The following is a 21,097-nucleotide window of genomic DNA, read 5'->3' as shown; positions in this document are numbered from 1 at the left end:
CCGTCATGTCCAGGGTTCCTCACGTCACGTTCCGGGTCAGTAACCGCACTCTGCGTCCGGGTCGAAAACTCGTTGTAGCCATTCCGTAACACGAACGGTGTTTTCTATCGAACCGGAGTACTCCAGTCTGGCGTGGGGTGAAGGCAATGGCGGTGGAACAACTCCCGGGCCAGGTGCGGGAGTTCGCGCAGTATCTCAATGGCCTGCTGTCCCGGCTCGACCAGGGCGGCGGCTGGTGCGGCGTGTTCTGGCAGCGCGACCCCGAGGGGATGCGGGCCTGTCTGGACGGCACGGAGGTGCCGCCCTGGGACGTCGTGCAGGCGCTCCTCCAGGACGTCGCCGCGGAGTTCGGCGACCGGGCCGCCGCCCAGGAGTCCGACCGGGCGCGGGCGCTGCACGGCGCGTCGCTGGCCGCGTACGACGGGCGGCCCGGTGGCCGTGACTCTCTCAGTGACCGCCTCGACGTCATGCTCCGCGAACAGCGCTACGCCGCCGAACGGCTCTCGGAACTCGACCGCTCGCTCCGTACGGCCACTGGCCCGGAAGAGGCCGAGTCCTACCGCATCGACCTGGCCTGGGCCCGCGACGACCACGACCGCGCGACGGCCCGCTGCACCGAACTCCGTTCCCGCATGGACGAGTTGGACCGACGCGCGGTCGGCGGCCGGGCGCAGGGGGCACTGACCATCCCGCCCGGCGAAATCGGCACCGACGTCTTCTGGGACGAAGAGCCCCGGAACGACCGGAACGACGGCGGGACCGGCGGGCCGTCCACCGGGCGCGGGGGCCCGCAGCGCCCCGCGCCGGACGAGGACGACTGGCCGGACCTCTGGCGCGACGCGTCCGCGGAACGGGCCGCAGGGCAGGCCGCCAGGCAGGCGGCCGAACAGAGCGCCTGGCAGGCCACGGCACCCGCTCCCGAGACCTCCCCGCACCCCACGGCCGCCCAGGAGGACGAGCGGGCAGCCCCCGAACCTCCCGAGCCCGTAAAGGCCCGCGCCCCCAAGCAGCGCTCGAAGCGCCGTGCGCGCGGCAGCGCCCGGTTCGCCGGGATGATGGACGAGGACGCCGCCGCGGCTGCCGCACCGGCCATGCCCGTGCCCTCCACCGCGGAGCCCACGCTGCGCGGAGCCCGCTTCGCCGGAGCCGCCGAGGAGCCCGCGCGGCCGAAGCAGCGGCGTGAGCCCCTGGACGACGAGGCGCGCCGGACCACCGTCCAGACCGTCGAGCGGCTCGTCCGGCTGCGGCGCGAGGGCCACAGCGGCGAGGCGCACGCCGTACTGGTCGAGGCGGCCTACTGGCCCGCCGCCCGATTCCCGCTCCTCGCCGCAGAGCTCCACCGCGCGGGCCTGGGCGCCGACTGGGCCACCCTCCTCTGGGAGGCCGCCTCCCTGCCCGCCGACCGCCTGGTCGCCGCCGCCGACGCGCTCGCGGTGGCGGGACGCACCGCGGACGGCGACCAGATGCTCCGCCAGGGCGTCGTGCGCCCCGCCCCCGAAATAGGCGAGGCGGTACTGGGCCTGGTCGGGGAGGACCGCCACCGCGAGGTCCGGGCCCTCCTTGACGCGTACGTCCGCATCCGCACGCCCGAAGAGGCCGCCCGCAGCGTCGAGACCGACCCGCCCCGCCTCATCCCCCTCCTCCTCGAAGCGGCCCGCCACGTCTCACAGCAACGCCACTGGGACCTGATCCACGCCTTGAGGGTGGCGGGTTACACGGCGTGAGCCGACCTGGACCGGGGAATGGTTCACCTTCCAAGGCTTCGGCCCAACATCTCAGGTGCGCGGGCCTGTGACATTGTGCGGCTCCGCCGCGCGGGCGCGACCAGCCCACGACCACCGGCACTCACCCACTCACCGTCACCCACCCCCACCCCCTCGCTAACCCACGAGGGTAGGAAACAAGATCGACTCAGCCGGTTAACGACGATGGTCTTGCCCAGCGCAGCGCCTCCGCCTACTTTCGGGGCTCTACGCCCACCATCTACGGGCGTAGAAGCTCTCTGACGTCCCGTCGAAGGAGCAGCTCATGGCCAACGTCGTACGCGCCGCTCTGGTCCAGGCCACCTGGACCGGCGACACCGCATCCATGGTCGCCAAGCACGAGGAGCACGCCCGCGAGGCGGCCCGTCAGGGTGCGAAGATCATCGGATTCCAGGAAGTCTTCAACGCCCCCTATTTCTGCCAGGTCCAGGAGCCGGAGCACTACCGCTGGGCGGAACCGGTACCGGACGGCCCCACCGTCACCCGCATGCAGGAGCTGGCCCGCGAGACCGGCATGGTCGTCGTGGTCCCGGTCTTCGAGGTCGAACAGTCCGGCTTCTACTTCAACACGGCCGCGGTGATCGACGCCGACGGCACGTACCTCGGCAAGTACCGCAAGCACCACATCCCCCAGGTCAAGGGTTTCTGGGAGAAGTACTACTTCAAACCGGGCAACCTCGGCTGGCCGGTCTTCGACACCGCGGTCGGCAAGGTCGGCGTCTACATCTGCTACGACCGGCACTTCCCGGAGGGCTGGCGCCAGCTCGGCCTGAACGGCGCGCAGCTCGTCTACAACCCGTCGGCGACCTCCCGGGGCCTGTCCGCCCACCTCTGGCAGCTGGAGCAGCCGGCCGCGGCCGTCGCCAACGAGTACTTCATCGCCGCGATCAACCGTGTCGGCGAGGAGGAGTACGGGGACAACGACTTCTACGGGACGTCGTACTTCGTCGACCCGCGCGGCCAGTTCGTCGGGGAGACCGCGAGCGACAAGAGCGAGGAGCTCGTCGTCCGCGACCTCGACTTCGACCTGGTCGAGGAGGTCCGCCAGCAGTGGGCCTTCTACCGGGACCGCCGCCCCGACGCCTACGAAGGGCTGGTGCAGCCGTGACGACAGACGCCTCCCAGGGCCAGGCCCACGGCTCGGCCAAGCACCTGTACCAGCGCCACCAGGCCGTCCTCCCCGACTGGCTCGCCGTCTACTACGCCGACCCGATCGAGCTCACGCACGGGGAGGGCCGTCACGTCTGGGACGCCGAGGGCAACAAGTACCTCGACTTCTTCGGCGGCATCCTCACCACGATGACCGCGCACGCCCTGCCCGAGGTGACGAAGGCCGTCAGCGAGCAGGCCGGCCGGATCATCCACTCCTCCACGCTGTATCTGAACCGGCCGATGGTGGACCTGGCCGAGCGGATCGCCAAGCTGTCGGGCATCCCGGACGCGCGCGTGTTCTTCACGACCTCCGGCACGGAGGCCAACGACACGGCCCTGCTGCTGGCCACCGCGTACCGCCGCAGCAACCAGATCCTGGCGATGCGCAACAGCTACCACGGCCGCTCGTTCACCGCGGTCGGCATCACCGGCAACAAGGGCTGGTCGCCGACCAGCCTCTCGCCCCTCCAGACGCTCTACGTGCACGGCGGCGTCCGCACCCGCGGCCCGTACGCCGATCTCGACGACGCCGGCTTCATCGCGGCCTGCGTCGCCGACCTGGAGGACCTGCTCGGCCATGTCCGCCCGCCCGCGGCCCTGATCGCCGAACCCATCCAGGGGGTCGGCGGCTTCACCGCACCACCGGACGGCCTGTACGCGGCGTTCCGCGAGGTCCTCCAGGAGCGCGGCATCCTCTGGATCGCCGACGAGGTACAGACCGGCTGGGGCAGGACCGGCGACAACTTCTGGGGCTGGCAGGCGCACGGCCAGAACGGTCCGCCGGACATGCTGACCTTCGCCAAGGGCATCGGCAACGGCATGTCCATCGGCGGTGTCGTCGCCCGCGCCGAGGTCATGAACTGCCTGGACTCCAACTCCATCTCGACGTTCGGTGGCACCCAGATCACCATGGCCGCGGGCCTCGCCAACCTCACGTACCTCCTGGAACACGATCTCCAGGGCAACGCGCGCCGTGTCGGCGGCCTGCTCATCGAGCGGCTGCGGGCCATCGCGGCGCAACTGCCGGGCGTACGGGAGGTCCGGGGCCGGGGTCTCATGATCGGCATCGAGCTGGTGAAGCCCGGCACGGATCAGGCCGACCCGGACGCGGCCGCCGCCGTGCTCGAAGCGGCCCGCGAGGGAGGCCTGTTGATCGGCAAGGGCGGCGGGCACAACACCAGCGTCCTGCGCATCGCCCCACCGCTGTCTCTCACCGTCGCGGAGGCCGAGGAGGGCGCCGCGATCCTGGAGCGCGCTCTGCGGAGCACTCAGTTCTGAGGCACTCGGTTCTGAGGCACTTGGTTCTGACGGTCAGTCAGTTCTGGGGAGCAGTCAGTTCCGAGGAGCGTTCAGCAACGCAAGATTGAAGGTTCGCCGCATGTCCACCGCCTTGGAACCCGCCCTGTCTGTCCGTCAGGTCCTCGCCCTGGAGCGGGTGCTCGCCGGGGAACCCGAGGTGGTGGCCGGCGCGAGCCAGCTCGACCGGCCCGTGCGCTGGGTGCACGTCGCCGAGGCCGCCGACGTCGGCGTGATGCTCAGCGGCGGCGAGATGGTCCTCACCACCGGGGTGCTGCTCGCGGGCGACCCGGAGGCCCAGGCCGAGTACATCCGCTCCCTGTACCGCGCGGAGGCCTCGGCCGTCGTCCTCGGACTCGGCCGGGCCTTCCCGACCCCGCCCGAGGTGATGCGCCGGGCGGCCGAGCGGTGCGGGCTGCCGATGGTGGTCCTGCACCGCCCGTTCCCCTTCGCGGAGTTGACCGAAGAGGTCCAGTCCCGGCTCGTACGGAGGAAGTTCGCGGCCGTCAGCCTTTCGGAGTCCGTCCGGACGGCGCTGACCGGGCTCATCACGGCGGGCGCTCCGCTGCAGCGGATGCTCGACGAGATCGCCTCGCACAGCGCGTGCCCCGTCGTCGTCACCAACCTCGCCCACCGCGTCCTCGCCACGGCGGGGGAGCGGTCCGCGGTCGACGACGTGCTGCGCGACTGGGAGCGCATCGCGCGGCAGGCCGGCGGCAGCGAGGGCGACGGCTGGGTTCGCGCCGAACTGGGCGGACGCGGCGAACGCTGGGGCCGCATCGTGCTGTGCGGCTACCGCGGCGACGCCGCCACCGGACGGCTGCTCGCCGACCGCGGGGCCGAGGCACTGGTCCTGCACCGCATGCTCGGCGGCACCGTGCACTCCTGGGAGGAGCAGTCCGCCGAGAGCCTGCTCACCGACCTCGTCTCCGGAGTCGTACCGGCCCGTCAACTGCTGCCCCGGGCCCGGGCGGCCGGACTGCCGGTCAACCGCCGGACGTTCGTGCCCCTGGTCGTACGGGACACGGAGGCGGCCCAACTCGACCGCGTACTGCGCCTGTTGGGGCTCCCCGGGCTCGTCGCAGAGCTGGCCGACGGGGTCATCGCCGTACTGCTGAGCCTGGCCAGGGACCAGGACGCCGAGGCGCTCGCCGCCCACTTCGCCACCCGGCTGCGTACGGAGTCCGGTGTCGGTGTCGCGGACGGCGGCAAGGCGGTCGTCGTCGCGGCGGCGGACGCGCGGACCGGGTGGGACGACGTGCCCGCCGGGCTGCGCGAGGCCCAGCACGTGGCCGACGCCGTCGCCGAGAGCCCCGCGGGGCTCGACCTGCCGGTCGTGGTGCGGCTGCGGGACGTGCATCTGCGCGGGCTGGTCCGGCTGCTGCGGGACGACCCGCACGTCCAGTCGTTCGCCGAGCGCGAGCTGGACGGGCTGCTGTGCGGGGCCGACGCCGAGTCGGAGCTGCTGCCCGTGCTGCGGACGTATCTCGCCACCGGCCGCAACAAGTCGCGCACCGCACAGCTCCACCACGTCTCGCGACCCGCGCTGTACCGGCGGCTGGAGGCGATAGAGGCGCGGCTGCGGGTCGACCTCGACGACTTCGAGCAGGCAGCCTCCGTGCACATCGCCCTCCTCGCGCACGACGCGCAACAAGGCTGAGACTCTCGACGCGCAACAGCTCCGAAACATGGGAAGACCTGGGAAAACGGTGGTGAAACATGGGCCTTGGCAAGGGTGACACCGTGGAACGCCACACGCCCTCAGACGTGACACGCTGCAACTCAAAGCCGCTCGCTGGTCTTCCTAAGCTCGCCGCACACCGAGCGACCGGAGGTCCCGATGAGCAGAGTGATCCGCGCCGCCGTCTTCCAGACCGCATGGACGGGCGACAAGGAATCGATGATCCAGGTCCACGAGCAGGCGGCCCGCGACGCGGCCGCACAGGGTGCTCAGGTCCTGTGCTTCCAGGAGCTGTTCTACGGGCCCTATTTCTGCCAGGTCCAGGACAAGGCGTTCTACGAGTACGCCGAACAGATCCCCGAGGGCCCGATCGTCCAGCGCTTCCAGGCGCTCGCCAGGGAACTGGGCATCGTCCTCGTACTGCCGATGTACGAGGAGGAGCAGCCCGGCGTCCTCTACAACACCGCGGCGGTGATCGACGCCGACGGTTCGTACCTCGGCAAGTACCGCAAGCACCACATCCCGCAGGTCGAGGGCTTCTGGGAGAAGTTCTACTTCCGCCCCGGCAACGCCGGTTGGCCGATCTTCGACACGGCGGTCGGCAAGGTCGGCGTCTACATCTGCTACGACCGGCACTTCCCGGAGGGCTGGCGCGCCCTGGGTCTTGCCGGGGCCGAGATCGTCTTCAACCCGTCGGCCACCTCGCGCGGACTGTCCGCCTACCTCTGGCAGTTGGAGCAGCCGGCCGCGGCCGTCGCCAACGAGTACTTCGTGGGTGCCATCAACCGTGTGGGTGTGGAGGAGCTGGGCTCCAACGACTTCTACGGCACCTCGTACTTCGTGGACCCGGAGGCCCAGTTCGTCGGGGAGGTGGCGAGCGACAAGGAGACCGAACTCGTCGTCCGCGACCTGGACATGGCCAAGCTCCGAACGGTCCGCGACCGCTGGCAGTTCTACCGCGACCGCCGCCCCGAGGCGTACGAGCCGCTGACGGCTCCCTGACCGGGGATCACGTCGGAGGCTCCCCGCGCCCCGGGTTTTTTAGGGGCGCGGGGCTGCGACATCATGCGGCTCCGCCGCGTGGGCGCGACCAGCCACGACGCACCCGCACGTGCCCACATGCACCGCACGCGTTCCACCGGGGTGCCACGACAGGAGAGGAAACCATGAGCAGCCGTACAGTCATCCGCGGTGGCCTAGTGATCACCGCGTCGGACGAACTCCACGCGGACGTCCTGGTAGAGGACGGCCGCATCGCCGCCCTCGCCGCGAGCGGCACCCCCGCCGCGGAGGCCTGGACGGCCGAGCGGACCATCGACGCCACCGGGAAGTACGTGATCCCGGGCGGCGTCGACGCCCACACCCACATGGAGCTGCCGTTCGGCGGCACCTTCGCCTCCGACTCCTTCGAGACGGGCACCCGGGCCGCGGCCTGGGGCGGCACGACCACGATCGTCGACTTCGCGGTGCAGAGCGTCGGCCACTCGCTGCGCGAGGGCCTCGACGCCTGGAACGCCAAGGCCGACGGCAAGTGCGCCATCGACTACGCCTTCCACATGATCGTCTCCGACGTGAACCAGGACACGCTCAAGGAGATGGACCTGCTGGTCGAGGAGGGCGTCACCTCCTTCAAGCAGTTCATGGCCTACCCCGGCGTCTTCTACAGCGACGACGGCCAGATCCTGCGCGCCATGCAGCGCTCCGCCGAGAACGGCGGACTGATCATGATGCACGCGGAGAACGGCATCGCGATCGACGTGCTGGTGGAGCAGGCGCTGGCCAGGGGCGAGACCGACCCGCGCTATCACGGCGAGGTCCGCAAGGCCCTCCTCGAAGCCGAGGCCACCCATCGCGCCATCAAGCTCGCCCAGGTCGCCGGAGCCCCCCTGTACGTCGTGCACGTCTCGGCGCAGCAGGCGGTCGCCGAGCTGGCACGCGCACGCGACGAGGGCCTGAACGTCTTCGGCGAGACCTGCCCGCAGTACCTGTTCCTGTCGACCGACAACCTCGCGGAGCCCGACTTCGAGGGCGCCAAGTACGTGTGCTCGACTCCGCTGCGGCCCAAGGAGCACCAGGCCGCCCTGTGGCGGGGCCTGCGGACCAACGACCTCCAGGTCGTCTCCACCGACCACTGCCCCTTCTGCTTCGTCGGCCAGAAGGAGCTGGGCCGCGGCGACTTCTCGAAGATCCCCAACGGTCTCCCGGGTGTCGAGAACCGCATGGACCTGCTCCACCAGGCCGTCGTCGACGGACACATCTCGCGCCGCCGCTGGATCGAGATCGCCTGCGCCACCCCCGCCCGGATGTTCGGCCTGTACCCGAAGAAGGGCACGATCGCGCCGGGCGCCGACGCGGACGTCGTCATCTACGACCCGCACGCCGAGCAGGTCATGTCCGCCGAGACGCACCACATGAACGTCGACTACTCGGCGTACGAGGGCAAGCGCACCACCGGCCGCGTCGAGACGGTCCTCTCGCGCGGCGAACTCGTCATCACCGAGCGGGAGTTCACCGGGCGCGCCGGGCACGGCGTCTACACCCCCCGCTCCACCTGTCAGTACCTTCTCTGAGCGACTAGGAGTGGCGCCATGGACTTCGGACTCGTCCTGCAGACCGACCCCCCTGCCTCCCGCGTCATCAGCCTGATGAAACGGGCCGAGCGCAACGGCTTCACGTACGGCTGGACGTTCGACTCCGCCGTGCTCTGGCAGGAGCCGTTCGTGATCTACAGCCAGATCCTCTCCAACACCACGAAGCTGAAGGTCGGCCCGATGGTGACGAACCCGGGCACCCGCACCTGGGAGGTCACCGCCTCGACCTTCGCCACGCTCAACGACATGTTCGGCAACCGCACGGTCTGCGGTATCGGGCGCGGCGACTCGGCGATGCGCGTGGCCGGCCGCAAGCCCAACACGCTCGCCCGGATCAGCGAGGCCATGAAGGTCATCCGGGCGCTGGGACGCGGTGACGAGGCGGACCTCGGCGGCACGGTGATCAAGTTCCCGTGGATCAAGCCGGGCGCCGAACTCCCCGTCTGGATGGCCGCGTACGGCCCCAAGGCGCTGAAGATGACCGGTGAGGAGGCCGACGGCTTCATCCTCCAGCTCGCCGACCTCTACCTGACCGAGTACATGGTCAAGGCCGTGAAGACCGCGGCGGCCGAGGCCGGACGCGACCCCGACGACGTCAAGATCTGTGTCGCCGCGCCCGCCTATGTCACCGAGGACGACTCGCCCGAGGCGCTCGCCCACGCGCGTGAGCAGTGCCGCTGGTTCGGCGGGATGGTCGGCAACCACGTCGCCGACCTCGTCTCCAAGTACGGCGAGCACTCCGCCGCCGTACCCGACGAACTCACCGACTACATCAAGTCCCGTGAGGGATACGACTACTCGCACCACGGACGGAGCGGCAACCCCGACACCCAGTTCGTGCCCGACGAGATCGTCGACCGGTTCTGTCTGATCGGCCCGGCCGAGAAGCACATCGAGAAGCTGAACGCGCTGCGCGAGCTGGGCGTCGACCAGTTCGCCCTGTACGACATGCATGACGCTCAAGAGGCGGTCATCGAGGCGTATGGATCAACGGTCATTCCCGCCGTCAACGGTTGAGGGCCGGCCGCGGCCGTTGACGATCTGTCCCAGTGGTTGATGGTCGACCCATCCATCAACCATTGACGGCATTCGCTCCACCCTGCTCCATCCACTCAAGTCGTCCCCTTCCCACCTCCCCGGGAAGGGGGCCGCACCACCGCACACCGCACCACCACCCCCACGGCGCCACCCGCACGGCCTTTCCCGTCCCGCCTCATTGATTGGCCTGCCCATGACCGAAACCGTCCCCACGGGGCCGCCGATATCCCAGTCCGCCGACGCCGACGGCCGGATCGAACTCAGCCCCGGGGCCTTCCCCGCCGACAGTCCCTTCGCCAACGAGGACCTGCGTCCCGTCCCCGTCTCCGAGCGCAAGTGGACGACGTACAACTTCGCGGCGCTGTGGATATCCATGGCCCACTGCATTCCCAGCTGGACCCTGGCCTCCGGCCTGGTCGCCCTCGGCATGGACTGGAAGCAGGCCGTCTTCACCATCGCCCTGGCCAACATCATCGTGCTGCTGCCGATGCTGGCCACCGGTCACGCGGGACCGAAGTACGGCATCCCGTTCCCCGTACTCGCCCGCGCCTCGTTCGGTCTTCGCGGGGCCAACATTCCGGCGCTGATCCGCGCCGCCGTGGCCTGCGGCTGGTTCGGCATCCAGACCTGGATCGGCGGCAGCGGAATCTTCGCCCTGGGCTCCAAGCTCACCGGCGGTGAGTGGGAGAACGCGGGGAAGATCGCGGGCAACCCATGGCCGCTGTGGCTCTGCTTCCTGCTCTTCTGGGCGCTGCAGATCGCGATCATCTACCGCGGCATGGACTTCCTGCGGCACTTCGAGAACTGGGCCGCACCCGTCGTGATTGTCGGCGCGTTCGCGCTGCTCATCTGGATCGCGGTCAAGGCCGACGGCTTCGGCGCGCTGCTCGACCAGCCCTCCAAGCTGGGCTGGGGCGCGGACTTCTGGCCGGTCTTCTTCCCGTCCCTGATGGGCATGATCGGCTTCTGGGCGACCCTGTCCCTCAACATCCCCGACTTCACCCGCTTCGGCGCCAGCCAGAAGGCGCAGACCTGGGGGCAGTCCCTCGGTCTGCCCACGACGATGACGCTCTTCGCGATCCTCGCCGTGCTGGTCACCTCCGGCTCCGAGGCCGTCTACGGAGAGGCGATCTGGGACCCGGTGGCCCTCGCGGCAAAGACGGACAACGCCTTCGGTCTGCTCTTCGCGCTCTTCATCGTGTTGATCGCCACGATCTCCGTCAATATCGCGGCGAACGTGGTCTCTCCGGCCTACGACCTGTCCAACCTGGCCCCGAAGTTCATCAACTTCCGTACGGGTGCGCTGATCACGGGTGTCATCGGCATCCTGATCTTCCCGTGGAAGCTGATCTCCACGCCCGAGTTCTACATCTTCACCTGGCTCGGCGTGGTCGGCGGTCTGCTCGGCACGGTCGCGGGCATCCTGATCGCCGACTACTGGATCATCCGCCGTACGGTCCTGCACCTCGCCGACCTGTACACGCCCGGCGGACGCTACTGGTACTCGAACGGCTGGAACTGGCGCGCGGTGCTGGCCTTCGCGGTCGGCGGAGTTCTGGCGATCGGCGGCTCGTACTCGAACGTCGACGCCAAGGGTGCCAAGCTGGGCCCGTTCCCGACGGACGGACTGATCCCGTTCCTCAAGCCGCTCGCGGACTACGGATGGGCGATCGGCCTCGCCTCGTCGCTCGTCCTGTACGTCGCGCTGATGGCGCCGTTCGCACGGGCGGAACGGGAGGAGCGCGCGGTGAAGGCCGACCAGGTCGTCTGACGACGACGGGCCGCGTTGGGAGCCCCTCTTACTGAGCGGCCTCCAGCGCGGCCATCGCCTCCTTGGCGGCCTTGATGGCGCCCTTGTTGATCTCGTCCGTACTCGGCGCCTTCTTCGACTCGAAGTCACTGCCGTTGTACGTGACGACCAGCACGGCGTTGGACGCCTGGACGAACACCTGGCCCTCGCGCGTCTGCTGCTTGTCCTCGGTGGTGAGGTTCACCACCGAGTAGGCCGCGTCCCCGAGACCGGGAACCACGCCTCCGCCGCTCTTCTCCGTGGTGCGCTGCTTGTAGGCGGCCTGCGCGGCCTGGTCCGATTTCTTGATTTCGTACGAAATGTCGAGCCAGCGGTAGTCGAATCCCTTGAGCGCGTTCCACGAACAGGTGCGGCGCAGCGACTCGTCCGTCGACGGGATCTCCTTGCCGGCCGTCTTGGCGTCCGGCACCAGCGAGGTCACCGTCTTCTTCGACACGCCCGTACAGGGCGCGGGCGAGGCACGGTACGTGCGGCTCGCCGCGGCGGTGGACGGCGCGGACGGTGATGCCCCGCCGTCGGGGGCCGCCTTCTTCTCCGCGGCCGGGGTCGCGGCGAACGGCCCGGACGACAACGACCAGCCCGCCAGGGCGAGCACGACAACCGGCAGCAGACGCGCGGTGAGAGCGAGTGGAAGAGAACGCACGGCGCACATTTCGTGGGGGACGGTGCGGAGAGTCCGCACAGCGGACGGGACGCCAGTGTCACATGCCTGCCTGTGGGGCGGTAGTACAAACTCGCTCCGTGCCCGGGTGGTGACAGGGACTCACCCTTGACGGTCCATGACCTCGTTCGATACCGGTGCACCGAGGGGCAATGCCCGCTCGATGCGGTCAACGGCGGCGAACGCACCGTACGCGACGAGCCGGACCAGACAGCGGTCCGTGTACGGCGGCTGCTTCCACGCCGCCACATCCTCGTCGGTGATCCGGTACGGAGCCAGCGCGGCCAGTAACGCCAGCCGCGCCCCGGGCCTGTCCCGCCGGTCGGGCAGGGCGTCCCACACCAACGGCTGATGCGTACCGTCCCACGCCGCGACGACGCTTCGTACGAGGTCCTGGTCGGCCTCGGTCAGCAGGCCGGCGCCCTCCGAGGCCGCCGTCCGCAGTGCCGCGTAGGCGGGGCCGACCGTCGTGCCCGCCGCCCAGGACGGCCCGCGGCCTGGGTCGCCGTCGAGGAGGGCGAGGCTCGTGCCCGGGGTGAGACGCCGGCGCAGGGTCTTCGCCAGGGAACGGCCGGCGAGGCTGCGGACCGGCCTGAACCGCTGGGTGTTGCCCGGCAGCAGGTTCTCCGTCAACAGGGCCGAGACGATCCGGTTGATGAAGTGGAAGGACAGGGCGGTCCCCACGTACGCGGCGGTGTGCCGGGCGAAGAAGGGCAGCGGGGTGAGATCCGGGTGGCCCGGGACGCGGGTCGCCTCGCCCCAGGCGACCATGCGCGCCTGCACCTCCTTGTCCGGGGTACCACCGCGGGCCAGCCGCTCCGCGAGGGCGTGGTTGCCGGTGGCGTGCAGCAGGACGGTGTGCGCGTCCACGCAGAACGGGCACTTGTTGGCGCGGGAGACCCCGAGCGCGGCCAGCTCCTTGCCGGTGCGGCTGCCGTCGCCCGCGAGCAGCGACTCACGCATCAGGGCCCAGGTGGCGGCGAGGAGTTCGGGCGCGGAGGACAGGACGACGAAGGTGACTGCGCCGTCGATCCCGAAGTCCTCGGAGAGCTGTCGGTAGACCTCGGCGGTCCGGCCGGTGGCGGACCTGGGCGGCGGAGGTTCGGTGTAGCGAAAGGGCGTGGTTACGAACGGGTAGCTGAAGGGTGTGGTCATGCCGAGAACCCTCGCTCCCGGGGGTGCCTCCGGGCGTCGTACGGCCGAAGGCAGTTGGCGCTGGTCCGACGCGACCGCGCCGGGCACCGGACTACTGCGCCGGGAGTAGTCGCGGGGCCGTCCACAGGGCTGACGACCCTGTCGGTACGGCGGTCTACGGTACGGGCATGGACGCGGACCAGGTCACCCTCAAGCGGCTCGCCGACGTGGCGCTCGCCGTCGTGATCGGCGCGATCGTCGTGTCCGTGGCGGCCTTCGACAAGGACACCGGGACGGTCGACTACGTGCTGATCGTGACCGGTTCGCTCGCGCTGGCCGCGTACCGGAAGGCGCCTCGCGCGGTGCTCGCCGTGACCACGGCCGCGCTGGCCGGCCATGTGCTGCACGCCGAGCCCGGGCCGGTGGCCGCCCTCCCGGTGATGGCCGCGGTCCACACGGCGGCACAGGCCGGGCACCGGGGCGTGGGCGCGGCCGCGGGCGGGGTGTTCCTCGGGGCCTGGCTCGCGACGGGAGTCACCTCCCAGGACACCGTCGAGCAGACCGCGTTGCTCGCGGGCTGGTTCCTGTGCGCCGTCGTCACCGGTCTCGCGGGCCGCAACTGGCAGGCGTATCTGCGCCAGACCGAACAGCGCGCGCTGGAGGCCGAACGCACCCGCGAGGAGGCGGCGCTGCGCAGGGCGGGCGAGGAACGCCTGCGCATCGCCCGCGAGTTGCACGACTCCCTCACGCACAGCATCTCGATCGTCAAGCTCCAGGCGGGAGTCGCCGTCCACCTCGCGCGCAAGCGCGGCGAGGAGATACCCCCGGCCCTGCTCGCCATCCAGGAGGCCGGCGGCGAGGCCATGCGCGAACTGCGCGCCACCCTTGAGGTGTTGCGCACCGACGAGCCGACCGGGACCCCGGCCCTGCTCGTGGAGCGCGCCCGGGCGGCGGGCCTCGCCGTCGACCTGACGGTGACCGGAAACGAGCGCCCGCTGACGGCGACCGTGGACCGCGCCGCGTACCGCATCGTCCAGGAGGCGCTGACGAACGCCGCCCGGCACGCGGGGCCCGCCAAGGTGGCCGTCCAACTGGACTACGAAGAGCGCGAGTTGACGATACGCGTCGACGACGACGGCACCGCCGAGCCGTCCCGGCCGCCCTCCGAGGGCATCGGGCTCACCGGCATGCGCGAACGCGTCGCGGCCCTCGGCGGCACCCTGCACGCCGCCCCGCGCGCGGAGGGCGGCTTCTCGGTACGGGCCCGAGTGCCGCTGGACCTGCCGTGAGCGGCCTGATCAGGGTCGCGCTGGTCGACGACCAGGCCCTGATGCGCGCCGGGTTCCGGGCCCTCCTGGACGCCGAGGAGGGCATCGAGGTGGTCGGCGAGGCCGCCGACGGGGAACAGGGCCTGGCGCTGGTGCGCGCGCATGTCCCGGACATCGCCCTCGTCGACGTCCAGATGCCGGTGATGACGGGCATCGAGGCGACCCGCCGCATCGCCGCGGACCCGGAACTGTCCGGCGTGCGTGTGGTGATGCTGACCAACTACGGCCTGGACGAGTACGTCTTCGAGGCGCTGCGGGCCGGGGCCAGCGGGTTTCTGCTCAAGGACACCGAGCCCGCCGACCTCCTCCAGGCCATCGAGGTCGTCGCGCGCGGCGAGGCCCTGCTGTCGCCGTCCGTCACCCGCACGCTGATCGGCGAGTTCGTGGCCAGGCCCCCGGACCGGGCCAGCGCCCCCGGACTGGAGTGCCTGACCCGCCGCGAGCGCGAGGTCACCGCGCTCGCCGCCCGCGGCCTCACCAACGAGGAGATCGCCGCCCACATGGTCATCAGCCCCTTCACGGTCAAGACCCATGTCAGCCGCGCGATGACCAAGCTCGCGGCCCGGGACCGCGCCCAACTGGTGGTGTTCGCCTATGAGTCGGGGCTGGTCGCGGCACGCGGGCAGGTGGAGTGAGGGGCACCGGGGCAACCGGGGAGGGGGAGCGGGGTTGGGGAGCGGGGCGAGGGTGCCGGGGAGCGGAGTGACGGCTTCCGGCGAGGTCCCGTGTGATGATCGGCGCGTGATCGCGATACGCCCGAGATCGGTCCACAGCGTCGCCCTCGCCTGTCTGCTGGTGCTGGGGGTGAGCGGCTGCGGGCTCTCCGCCGAGCTGGACCGGGAGCGCAACCCCGAACGCAGGCCCACACCGACGCCGACCGTGGACGTGCCGACCAGGGCGGCGAACCCGCCCCCGTCCGGGATCCCCACGCACTCTCCGTCCGTACCCGTCCAGGAGGGGCAGGGGTGCCCGCCGTCGGGCCTGCGCTTCCGGGCGGACGAGGGCGACGCGGCCATGGGACTGCGCGCCATGGGCCTCGACGTCACCAACTGTGGTGACCACCCGTACAAGTTGAACGGCTACCCGGCCGTCACCGTCCTCGACGCCTCGGGCGACCCCTTCCCGGGCGTACGGACCGTCGAGGGCACGGACAAGGTGTCCATGGCACCGGAGGATCCCGGTCCCCGGTCGCTGACCCTCGCCCCTGGTGAGAGTGCGCACGCGGCGTTGTACTGGCGGATGCACAACCAGGACGGTGTCTACCTCCGGGTCGCTCCGGAGAAGGGGGACGACACCGTGACCGTGCGGCCTCCGTATCCGCTCGACATCGGCCCCGAGAACATCCTGGGGACGACGGCCTGGCAGCCCTCGGCGTAGTCCTCTGAGCAGCCCTCGCAGTAGCCCTCGGAGCAGGGGGCGCGGCGGGGCTGCGTACGATCGCCGGACGCCTGCCGGACGCCCGCTCGCAGTCCGGATGCCCGCGCCGCAGTGAGGAGTTCCCCCGTGTTCACGACCCGACCCACGCTCCAGGGCACCTTCGGGATGGTGTCCTCCACGCACTGGCTCGCCTCGCAGTCGGCGATGGCCGTGCTGGAGGACGGCGGCAACGCGTACGACGCCGCCGTCGCCGCCGGATTCGTGCTGCACGTCGTCGAGCCGCACCTCAACGGACCCGCCGGCGAGGTGCCGATCATCCTTGCCCCGGCGGGCGGGGAGGTACGGGTGCTGTGCGGACAGGGCGTCGCACCGGCCGGGGCCACGATCGCCCACTACAGGGGACTGGGTTTGGATCTCGTACCCGGTACCGGGCCCCTCGCGGCCGCGGTGCCCGGTGCCTTCGACGCGTGGATGCTCCTGCTGCGCGACCACGGCGCGAAGTCCCTTGCGGACGTCCTGAAGTACGCCATCGGGTACGCGGAGGACGGGCACGCGCCCGTGGAGCGCGTCGGCGAGACCGTCGAGACGGTACGGGAGCTCTTCGAGACCGAGTGGACGTCCTCGGCCGACGTGTACCTGCCGGACGGGCGGCCCCCGCGGCCGGGCGAGCTGTTCCGGAATCCGGCGTTGGCCGCGACATGGAAGCGGCTGGTCGCCGAGGCCGCGCAGGAGGCCGGGGCCCGCAGGGAGGCCGATGCCGGTCGGGAGCCCGGAGTCGGTCACGAGTACGGAGCCGGTCAGGAGCCCGGGGCGCGGGATGCGGGTGAGCGTGTCGCCGAGATCGAGGCCGCGCGGCGGATCTGGCGCGAGGGCTTCATCGCCGAGGCCCTGGTACGGCAGGCGGCCCGGCCCACGATGGACACCAGCGGGGAACGGCACCCCGGCACGCTGACGGCGGCCGACCTGACCGGCTGGTCCGCGTCCTACGAAGCCCCGGCCACGTACGACTGGCGCGGCTGGACCCTGTGCAAGGCAGGCCCCTGGAGCCAGGGCCCGGTGCTCCTCCAGCAGCTGGCCCTGCTGCCGCCGGAGATGCCGCGGTACGGCTCGGCCGAGTACGTGCACCTGCTGATCGAGGGCTGCAAGCTCGCGATGGCCGACCGGGAGGCGTGGTACGGGGACGCGGGCGAGGTCCCCCTGGAGGAGCTGCTGTCGGCGGAGTACAACACCGGGCGGCGGGCGCTGGTCGGGGAGAAGGCCTCCTACGAGCTGCGGCCGGGCAGCCCCGGCGGGCGGGCACCGCGGCTCAGCGGGCACGCGCGCGTAGTGGCCGCGGGGGAGGACGGGTTCGACGCGCTGGGGGTGCCGGGGGCGGGGGAACCGACGGTGGCGCGGGCAGGGGGTGCGGTCGGCGCCGGGGAGTCGACGGTGGCTGGAGCTGGAGCTGGAGCTGGAGCTGGGCACGCGGGTGCGGGTGAGGGTGCAGGTGCGGCGGGTGTGGATGCCGGCCTGGCGGGTTCGGGTCTGGGAGCGCCGGCCGTCGCCGAGCCGCCGACCTCGCCCGTGCCCGGGGAGCCCGACGTCTCCGCGGACGGGACGACCCGGGGCGACACCTGCCACCTCGACATCGTCGACCGCTGGGGCAACATGGTGGCGGCCACGCCCAGCGGCGGCTGGCTGCAGTCCAACCCGGTCGTGCCCGAGCTGGGCTTCCCGCTCGGCACCCGGCTCCAGATGGCCTGGCTGGACGAGGGGCTGCCCAACTCCCTCACGCCGGGCCGCCGCCCACGTACGACGCTCACGCCCTCGCTCGCGCTGCGGGACGGGGTGCCGGTCATGGCCTTCGGCACGCCCGGCGGCGACCAGCAGGACCAGTGGCAGCTGCACTTCTTCCTGGCCGTCGCCCTGCGGGCGGAGGTGCGCGGCGGCCTGGACCTCCAGGGCGCCATCGACGCCCCGAACTGGCACAACGACAGCTTCCCCGGCTCCTTCTACCCGCGCGGAATGCGCCCCGGCAGCGTCACCGTCGAGTCACGCACCGACCCGGAGGTGGTGGAGGAGCTGCGCCGGCGCGGCCACGACGTCCAGGTCGGCGACGCCTGGTCCGAGGGCCGGCTGTGCGCGGTGGCGCGGGACCCGCGGACCGGAGTGCTCTCGGCGGCGGCGAATCCGCGGGGGATGCAGGGGTACGCGGTCGGACGCTGAGGCCGGTCCCGGTCCTGGCAGGGTTCCCGGTCCCGGTCCCGGCAGGGGTCACGCGGCGCTGATCTCGTAACACCCGTTGTTCATGGTGATTCCACCCGGGATACACCGGCCGGGTGTGGATTGTCAGTGGCGCGTGCTCTCATGGAGGCATGATCCAGGACATCGAAACCATCGACGAGTTTCTCGCGCACCGCACCGCCGACGTAGAAGAGGCCGTCCGCACGGCGGCCGCCACGGAGATCATGCCGCGCTTCCGGCAGCTCGCCGCCCACGAGATAGACGAGAAGACCGGCCCGCACGACCTGGTCACGGATGCCGACCGCAAGGCCGAGGAGTATCTCACCGAGGCGCTGGTCAAGCTGCTGCCCGGCTCGGTCGTCGTGGGTGAGGAGGCGGTCCACGCCAACCCCGCGACGTACGAGGCGATCAAGGGCGAGGCGCCGGTCTGGATCGTCGACCCGGTGGACGGCACTCGCCAGTTCGTCCACGGCGACCCCGGCTTCTGCACCCTGGTCGCGCTCGCCCACCGCGGAGTCCTGCTGGCGTCCTGGACGTACGCAGCGGCCCGCGACCAACTCGCCGTCGCCGTCCGGGGCAAGGGCGCACTCCTCGACGGCGAACCGCTCCGCGCCGGCTCGCCCGCTCCCGACCGTGACCTCGAAGTGGCCACGTCCCACCCGGACTACACGACGGACGACCAGAAGCGCGCGCTCCTCGGCCTCTGGACGGAAGGCGTCAGCCCGCGCGCGTGCGGCTCGGCCGGACTTGAGTACCTCGCTGTCGCCCGGGGCGAGTTGGATGCCGTTGGATTTTCCTGGGAGGCCGCCTGGGACCACGCGGCGGGCATCCTGCTCGTCGAGGAGGCGGGCGGCGCGCACCTGACGCTCGCCGGTGAGCCCTTCCGTATAACCGGCGGCAACACGCTCCCGTTCACCGCGGCACGGGACGCGGCCACGGCCCGCCGGGTCCTCGGACTGCTGTCGGGCGGGGCCCGACCCGTGACAGGCCGGGGCTGAGGCGGGCCGGGACTGAGGGCGCCCCGGGGCTGAGGCGGGGCCGTCGGAGGTCCGGCATATCCTGATCCCCAGTGGCCGTCGGCTGACAAAGGAGTCCGAAGGTGCCGTCGATGCTCGATGCCGTCGTGGTGGGTGCGGGGCCGAACGGACTGACGGCTGCCGTGGAGCTGGCCCGGCGCGGCCATTCCGTGGCCGTCTACGAAGCACGCGACACGGTCGGGGGAGGCGCCCGTACCGAGGAGCTGACCCTGCCCGGCTTCCGGCACGACCCGTGCTCCGCCGCGCATCCCCTGGGCATCAACTCGCCCGCGTTCCGCGCGATGCCGCTGGCGAGATACGGCCTGGAGTGGCTGCAGCCCGAACTGCCCATGGCGCACCCCTTCCTGGACGGTACGGCGGCCGTGCTGTCGCGTTCCGTGGCGGAGACGGCCGCCTCGTTCGGACCGCGTGACGCGGGCACGTACCGCAGACTCGTCGAGCCGTTCACCCACACCTGGGACACCCTGGCGCGGGACTTCATGTCCCTGCCGCTCACCGCGCTGCCGCGCGACCCGGTCACCCTCGCCCGCTTCGGCCTGGCCGGGCTGCCGCCCTCGACATGGCTGATGCGCCGGTTCCGCGACGACCGGGCCAGGGCCCTGCTCGCCGGACTGGTCGCGCACGTCATGGCCCCGCTGGGCGGAATCGCCACCGGCGCGGTCGGCCTCGTCTTCGCGCTGGCCGCCCACGCCCGGGGCTGGCCCGTCGCCCGCGGCGGCTCCCAGTCGATCTCCGACGCGCTGACCGCGTACCTCAAGGACCTCGGCGGCGCCGTCCACACCGACTACGAGGTCAAGCGTCTCGACGACCTGCCGCCCGCGCGCGCGTACATTTTCGACACCTCGCCGACCGCGCTGGCCCGTATCGCGGGCTTCGGGCGGTACTACGAGCGGTTCCGGTACGGGGCAGGCGTCTTCAAGGTCGACTACGCCCTCGACGGACCGGTGCCGTGGACCGCGAAGGAAGCCCGCGCCGCCGGCACGGTCCAGGTCGGCGCGAGCAGCAAGGAGATCGGTGCCGCCCTGCGCGCGGCCTCCCGGGAGGGCCGTGCCCCCGACTCGCCGTTCCTGATCACCGTGCAGCCGAGCGTCGTCGACCCGTCCAGGGCACCGGCCGGAAAGCACGTGTTCTGGGCGTACGGCCACGTACCGAACGGCTGGACCGGGGACCTCACGGACGCGATGGAGCGCCAGCTGGAGCGGTTCGCGCCCGGATTCCGGGACCGCATCCTCGCCCGCGCCACGGCGGGCCCGCCCGAGCTCGTCGCGCGCAACGCCAACTACGTGGGCGGCGACATCGCCTGCGGCGCGGCCTCCGGCCTCCAGCTGATGCTGCGCCCCAAGCTGTCCCTGTTCCCGTACAGCACCCCGCACCCGGCGGTGTTCATCTGCTCCTCGGCCACTCCTCCGGGCGCCGGCGTGCACGGCATGTCGGGGCACAACGCGGCCAAGGCCGTGTGGAGGAGACTGCGTCAGTCATGACCGCCATCGAGTTCGTCCAGGGAGACATCACCCGGCAGAGCGTGGACGCGATCGTCAACGCCGCGAACTCCTCCCTGCTGGGCGGCGGAGGCGTGGACGGCGCCATCCACCGGCGCGGCGGCCCCGAGATCCTGGCGGAGTGCCGCAAGCTCCGCGCCTCGCACTACGGCAAGGGCCTGCGGACCGGTCAGGCCGTCGCCACCACGGCGGGCAGGCTGGACGCGCGCTGGGTGATCCACACGGTCGGCCCCGTCTACAGCCGGAGCGAGGACCGCTCGGAGCTGCTGGCCTCCTGCTACCGGGAGTCGCTGCGGGTCGCCGACGAACTGGGCGCGCGGACCGTCGCGTTCCCGGCCGTCTCCGCCGGTGTCTACGGATGGCCGATGGACGACGCCGCCCGCATCGCGGTCGGGACGGTACGGGACACCGAGACGGTGGTCACCGAGGCCAGGTTCGTCCTCTTCGACGAGCGGGCGTACGAGGCGTTCGCGGCGCAGCTCCGCTGACCTGCCCTCAGGATCACAC

At 71.4% G+C, this 21,097-nt stretch carries 17 protein-coding genes; 15 read left to right on the top strand and 2 right to left on the bottom strand.

Annotation, left to right across the window (positions count from 1 at the left end):
• Positions 1–146 precede the first annotated feature (146 nt).
• From ACZ5VQ_RS10310 to ACZ5VQ_RS10275, 8 genes are all read left to right on the top strand, one after another.
• Complete coding sequence (locus ACZ5VQ_RS10310) at positions 147–1,724, top strand: hypothetical protein (RefSeq protein ID WP_469104509.1); 1,578 nt, start codon at positions 147–149, stop codon at positions 1,722–1,724.
• 304 nt (positions 1,725–2,028) lie between these two features.
• Complete coding sequence (locus ACZ5VQ_RS10305) at positions 2,029–2,871, top strand: nitrilase-related carbon-nitrogen hydrolase (RefSeq protein WP_362084687.1); 843 nt, start codon at positions 2,029–2,031, stop codon at positions 2,869–2,871.
• Positions 2,868–4,193, top strand: coding sequence for an aspartate aminotransferase family protein (locus ACZ5VQ_RS10300; RefSeq protein ID WP_469104508.1), 1,326 nt, complete (start codon positions 2,868–2,870; stop codon positions 4,191–4,193). The genes ACZ5VQ_RS10305 and ACZ5VQ_RS10300 overlap by 4 nt, the downstream gene beginning before the upstream one ends.
• A gap of 100 nt (positions 4,194–4,293) precedes the next feature.
• The gene (locus ACZ5VQ_RS10295) at positions 4,294–5,871 is read left to right on the top strand and encodes a PucR family transcriptional regulator (protein WP_469104507.1); all 1,578 of its coding nucleotides are present in this window, start codon (positions 4,294–4,296) and stop codon (positions 5,869–5,871) included.
• Positions 5,872–6,051: 180 nt separating this feature from the next.
• Complete coding sequence (locus ACZ5VQ_RS10290) at positions 6,052–6,894, top strand: nitrilase-related carbon-nitrogen hydrolase (RefSeq protein WP_469104506.1); 843 nt, start codon at positions 6,052–6,054, stop codon at positions 6,892–6,894.
• Between the two features lie 164 nt (positions 6,895–7,058).
• Entirely contained in the window at positions 7,059–8,462 is a 1,404-nt protein-coding gene (gene hydA, locus ACZ5VQ_RS10285; protein WP_469104505.1) for a dihydropyrimidinase, read from the top strand.
• Positions 8,463–8,480: 18 nt separating this feature from the next.
• Positions 8,481–9,500 (top strand): TIGR03842 family LLM class F420-dependent oxidoreductase, encoded by a 1,020-nt coding sequence (locus tag ACZ5VQ_RS10280; RefSeq protein WP_306936677.1) that lies wholly within the window; start codon positions 8,481–8,483, stop codon positions 9,498–9,500.
• Between the two features lie 214 nt (positions 9,501–9,714).
• The gene (locus ACZ5VQ_RS10275; RefSeq protein WP_362084703.1) at positions 9,715–11,292 is read left to right on the top strand and encodes an NCS1 family nucleobase:cation symporter-1; all 1,578 of its coding nucleotides are present in this window, start codon (positions 9,715–9,717) and stop codon (positions 11,290–11,292) included.
• A 28-nt stretch (positions 11,293–11,320) separates the two neighbouring features.
• Here the strand turns inward: ACZ5VQ_RS10275 and ACZ5VQ_RS10270 are convergent, their stop codons facing one another.
• Both ACZ5VQ_RS10270 and ACZ5VQ_RS10265 read right to left on the bottom strand, forming a co-directional pair.
• Positions 11,321–11,983, bottom strand: a complete 663-nt coding sequence (locus tag ACZ5VQ_RS10270) for a hypothetical protein (RefSeq protein WP_362084706.1) — start codon at positions 11,981–11,983, stop codon at positions 11,321–11,323.
• A gap of 111 nt (positions 11,984–12,094) precedes the next feature.
• Positions 12,095–13,147 carry a carboxymuconolactone decarboxylase family protein gene (locus tag ACZ5VQ_RS10265; protein ID WP_469104504.1) on the bottom strand — a complete coding sequence of 351 codons (1,053 nt, stop codon included), beginning with the start codon at positions 13,145–13,147 and terminating at the stop codon, positions 12,095–12,097.
• Between the two features lie 167 nt (positions 13,148–13,314).
• Here ACZ5VQ_RS10265 and ACZ5VQ_RS10260 point away from each other — a divergent pair, with 167 nt between their 5' ends.
• The 7 genes from ACZ5VQ_RS10260 to ACZ5VQ_RS10230 all read left to right on the top strand — a co-directional run bounded on the left by ACZ5VQ_RS10260 (position 13,315) and on the right by ACZ5VQ_RS10230 (position 21,078).
• On the top strand, positions 13,315–14,415 hold the full coding sequence (locus ACZ5VQ_RS10260) for a sensor histidine kinase (protein ID WP_469104503.1): 1,101 nt from the start codon (positions 13,315–13,317) through the stop codon (positions 14,413–14,415).
• Positions 14,416–14,420: 5 nt separating this feature from the next.
• Positions 14,421–15,089, top strand: a complete 669-nt coding sequence (locus tag ACZ5VQ_RS10255; RefSeq protein ID WP_362084758.1) for a response regulator transcription factor — start codon at positions 14,421–14,423, stop codon at positions 15,087–15,089.
• Positions 15,090–15,195: 106 nt separating this feature from the next.
• Positions 15,196–15,831 (top strand): DUF4232 domain-containing protein, encoded by a 636-nt coding sequence (locus ACZ5VQ_RS10250; protein ID WP_469104502.1) that lies wholly within the window; start codon positions 15,196–15,198, stop codon positions 15,829–15,831.
• Between the two features lie 126 nt (positions 15,832–15,957).
• Positions 15,958–18,036, top strand: a complete 2,079-nt coding sequence (locus tag ACZ5VQ_RS10245) for a gamma-glutamyltransferase family protein (RefSeq protein ID WP_469104501.1) — start codon at positions 15,958–15,960, stop codon at positions 18,034–18,036.
• Between the two features lie 149 nt (positions 18,037–18,185).
• Positions 18,186–19,052, top strand: a complete 867-nt coding sequence (locus tag ACZ5VQ_RS10240; protein WP_362084718.1) for an inositol monophosphatase family protein — start codon at positions 18,186–18,188, stop codon at positions 19,050–19,052.
• Between the two features lie 110 nt (positions 19,053–19,162).
• Positions 19,163–20,572 (top strand): phytoene desaturase family protein, encoded by a 1,410-nt coding sequence (locus tag ACZ5VQ_RS10235; RefSeq protein WP_469104595.1) that lies wholly within the window; start codon positions 19,163–19,165, stop codon positions 20,570–20,572.
• Positions 20,569–21,078: an O-acetyl-ADP-ribose deacetylase gene (locus ACZ5VQ_RS10230; protein WP_469104500.1), complete on the top strand. Its 510-nt coding sequence runs from the start codon at positions 20,569–20,571 to the stop codon at positions 21,076–21,078. Before ACZ5VQ_RS10235 ends, ACZ5VQ_RS10230 begins: the two co-directional genes overlap by 4 nt.
• Positions 21,079–21,097 lie beyond the last annotated feature (19 nt).

The sequence above is a fragment of the Streptomyces sp. NPDC033178 genome, from assembly GCF_055577685.1.
The sequence above is the reverse complement of the archived record's forward strand: the minus strand, read 5'-3'. Positions and strand labels throughout refer to the sequence as shown.